This window comes from Methylocaldum sp. (assembly GCF_039794385.1).
Classification (GTDB): Bacteria; Pseudomonadota; Gammaproteobacteria; order Methylococcales; family Methylococcaceae; genus Methylocaldum.
On sequence record NZ_JBDIVO010000397.1, the window covers coordinates 1 to 3,894 of the forward strand.

General features: G+C 59.5%; 4 protein-coding genes. 2 read left to right on the plus strand and 2 right to left on the minus strand.

What is annotated here, in order from left to right:
• Positions 1-7: 7 nt before the first annotated feature.
• Together ABJK70_RS21500 and speE are read right to left on the minus strand one after the other, a co-directional pair.
• The gene (locus tag ABJK70_RS21500; RefSeq protein ID WP_077728091.1) at positions 8-271 is read right to left on the minus strand and encodes a DUF4404 family protein; all 264 of its coding nucleotides are present in this window, start codon (positions 269-271) and stop codon (positions 8-10) included.
• Between the two features lie 58 nt (positions 272-329).
• On the minus strand, positions 330-1,178 hold the full coding sequence (speE, locus tag ABJK70_RS21505; protein WP_086135251.1) for a polyamine aminopropyltransferase: 849 nt from the start codon (positions 1,176-1,178) through the stop codon (positions 330-332).
• Positions 1,179-1,252: 74 nt separating this feature from the next.
• On the opposite strand from speE, the gene speA reads away from it, so the two are divergent.
• Both speA and ABJK70_RS21515 read left to right on the plus strand, forming a co-directional pair.
• On the plus strand, positions 1,253-3,127 hold the full coding sequence (gene speA, locus ABJK70_RS21510; RefSeq protein ID WP_077728134.1) for a biosynthetic arginine decarboxylase: 1,875 nt from the start codon (positions 1,253-1,255) through the stop codon (positions 3,125-3,127).
• Positions 3,128-3,157: 30 nt separating this feature from the next.
• Positions 3,158-3,894 (plus strand): NAD(P)-dependent oxidoreductase (locus ABJK70_RS21515; protein ID WP_347259076.1); only part of this gene is annotated, 737 nt, incomplete at its 3' end.

Consider the following 3,894-nt stretch of genomic DNA (forward strand, 5'->3'; position numbering starts at 1 on the left):
AAGAGGATCAGATCCCCAGGTTGCTCAAGGCAACCATCAAGTCGTTGAGAATGCCGGTAATGCGGGGATGTTCGACTTCGAACTGCGAAATCGCTTCTTTCATGTCATCCACCAAATGCAGGTGATGCTCGTCTTCCGATGCCTCGAGCCGCCGCTCGAGATCGGCAAGCAGCGTTTCCAGCCGAGCCCTCACTTCCGGGTCGCTGGTATTCAGATGTTCAATCTCGGTGCGCAGGTTGAAAAGCGCTTCGCTTATTTCTTTCTCAGTCATGGGATCTTTTCCTCAAACCCGTCGTTTTCCGCAAATCGTAACACAGGCCGCCGTCCGCTCAAGCCATCGCCGCCCTGAAGAACTCCGGCGCGACGAAAGCTGCCTTATGGATCTCGGCGTTGTAGTAGCTCGTTGCAAACGGTTTGTTTCGGGCATCGGCCTCGCGGAAATGGGTCAGACCCGATTTTCCCGCCAGGGTCCCGCTCCACCAGCCAGATGGATAGATGAACTGAGGAAAGAACAAGGTGCGCGTTTCGGGAAATCCCGCCTGGCGCATGGTCTTGTGCATGGCCTCGATCAGCGGCATGTGGAACAGCGGCGATTCGCTCTGCTGGGCGAGAATCCCGTCCTTGCGCAGGCAACGGAAACACTCGCGGTAGAACGCCTCGTTGAATAAGCCCTCGGCCGGCCCCACCGGATCGGTGCTGTCCACGATGATGAGATCGACGCTGTCGGCCGCCGCATCCTTTACCCACTGAATGCCGTCGATGAAGAGCAGCTCGGCGCGCGGGTCGTCGTTCGATTCGCACAACTCCGGAAAATACCGCTCGGCAAGCCGGGTCACCCGCTCGTCGATCTCGATTTGAACCGCCCGCTTGACCTCCGGGTGTTTGAGCACTTCCTTGAGGCTCCCGCAGTCGCCGCCGCCGATGATCCAGACGGTTTCCGGATTCGGATGGGTGTATAGCGCCGGATGGGTCATCATCTCGTGATAAAGAAAATTATCCCGATCGGACACCATCGTGCAGCCGTCGATGACCATGAGCGTGCCCAGCCATTCAGTCTCGTAGATCTCGATGCGCTGAAACGGCGTCTGCTCCTCGTGGAGCTTATCAGTCACCTTCAAAGAGAGCGCGCTCCCGTGTTTCGGATAAACCTCGGTAAACCAGTTTTCGTCGCTCAGCATGGTGTTCCTCGCAATGGAAAAATCGGAGGATTTTCCACATAATTCAACCTTTTTTAAAGAGCTTGGCCACCGAAATGAGTTGGAGTCTAGAGCAGGCGGTCGATACCTACGCCATCGAGCACTGGGGAGAAGGCTACTTCGGCATCAACGACGAAGGCCACGTGGTCGTCCGTCCGACCAAGAATCCGGTGCAAGGCACGGTGGATCTCTTCGAAATCGCCCAGGCGGTACGCCAGGAAGGCTTGTCGCTGCCGGTCCTGGTGCGCTTCACCGATATCCTCCGCGACCGCGTGGGCCTGCTGCACAAGGCCTTCGAAAAGGCTCGCCACGAGCACGATTATCGAGGCAGCTATACACCGGTCTATCCGATCAAGGTCAATCAGCAGCGGAGCGTGGTCGAGGGCATTTTAAAAAATGGTCATACGTCAGTCGGCTTGGAAGCCGGCAGCAAATCGGAACTTCTGGCCATACTGGCCTTATCCGATGCCGGCACGGTAATCTGCAACGGCTACAAGGACCGATCCTACATCCGCCTGGCCTTGATCGGACTCAGCCTGGGACTGAACGTCTTCATCGTCATCGAAAAGCTGTCCGAACTGGAGCTGGTGCTTTCCGAATCGCGAGATCTGGGGATTGCGCCGCAATTGGGCGTCCGGATCAGACTGTCCAGCATCGGCGCCGGCAAATGGCAGAACAGCGGCGGCGAAAAATCGAAGTTCGGCCTGCACGCGAACGAACTCCTCAAGCTGATCGTCAAATTGCGAGAAGCCGGCGGACTCGAATGGCTCAAACTGATGCATTTCCACATGGGCTCGCAGGTCGCGAACATCAACGACGTCAAGACGGCGCTGCGGGAAGCCAGCCGCTATTACGCGGAATTGCGGGAACTCGGCGCCCATCTCGCCTGGGCCGACGTGGGCGGCGGACTCGGCGTCGATTACGAAGGCACCCATTCGGTCAGCGACTGTTCCATCAATTACAGCATCGACGAATACGCCCACAGCATCGTGCGCGCCTTTTCGGAGGCCTGCGCCGAATACGGTTTGCCGCATCCTAACCTGATCACCGAATCCGGACGTGCGATGAGCGCACATCATGCGGTGCTGATCACGAATATCATCGATATCGAATCGGTGGCCGAAGACGGAAGCCCTCCGGCCGAAATCAAGGCAAAACCCTTGCAGGACCTGGCCGACCTGCTCCGCGCCCTGCCCCAGGAGTCGCCGCTGGGCGTGTATCACGACGCGCAATTCGATCTCGCCGAAGCCCGAGCGATGTACGTGCAGGGCAAATTGAGCCTGGCCGAACTCGCCGATGCGGAACGGCTCAACGCAGCCATTTGCCATGCCGTTCATAGGCGCCTCGACATCCGTCTCCGCGCCCATCGCGAGCTGATCGACGAACTCAACGAGCGGCTTGCCGACAAGGTGTTCTGCAATTTCTCGCTGTTCCAGTCCATGCCGGACGCCTGGGCGATCGCACAGGTGTTTCCGGTCATGCCGCTGCAGCGCCTGCACGAGGAACCCACGCGCCGCGCGGTGATCCAAGACCTGACCTGCGATTCCGACGGCCGGATCAATACCTACATCGATCGGCAGAGCCTCGAAGCCACCCTGCCGCTGCATACCCACAAGCCGGGCGAACCCTATCTCATCGGCATCTTCCTGGTCGGCGCCTACCAGGAAATTCTGGGGGACATGCACAATCTGTTCGGCGATACTCATTCGGTCAACGTCGAACTCGATGGAGCCGGCGGCTACCGTTTCATCCAGCCCATGCGGGGCGACGGCGCCCACGACCTCTTGCGCTATGTGCATATCGACCCGGAAGAATTGGAACGCGCCTATCGCAAGAAGCTGGTCGAGGCGCGGATCCCCCCCGAACAGCGCAAGCGCTTCGAGAGCGAATTGATCGCCGGCTTGCGAAGCTACACCTATCTCGAGGAGTAAACGGCATTGAACACCGAAGGCAAAAAGGACATTAGGGCGGGCTTCATCGGTCTCGGCGCGATGGGCACTCACATGGCGCGAAACGTGGCCAAGGGCCGTTATTTGGCTTCCGTCTGGAACCGCACCGAAGCCAGCGCGATAACGCTTTCTCAAGAATTGGGCGTACAGTGCGCCGTCTCGCCCGCCCTGCTCGCCTCGCACGTCGACGTGACTCTAATTTGCGTCTCGGCCGATGCCGACGTGCTGGAGGTGATACACGGCATGTTACCGGCGCTGCGCCCGCACACAGTGGTGATCGACATGTCCACTGTGAGCAGCGATACCGCGCGAGAAGCCGCCAGGCTGGTTGAAAGCAAGGGCGCGGATTTTCTCGATGCGCCGGTGACCGGCGGCGTCGAAGGCGCGAAGAACGGGACCCTAGCGATCATGGTCGGCGGCAAGCTCGAGACCTTGGAGCGAATTCTGCCGGTACTGGAAACCATGGGCAGCCGGATCGTTCACATGGGCGACGTGGGTGCCGGCCAGGCGGCCAAGGCGGTGAACCAGATCATGGCGGCCGGCATCAACGAGGCCGTGACCGAAGCCATGGCATTCGGAGCGGCGCTGGGACTCGACATGCGCAAGGTCATCGACGTCGTTTCCGGCGGCGCGGCCGGAAACTGGTTTCTGGAAAAGCGCGGACCGACCATGACCCAAGGCGTGTTCAAACCCGGCTTCAAGCTCGCCCTGCACCAAAAGGATCTGAAAATCTGCAAGGGCATGGCGGA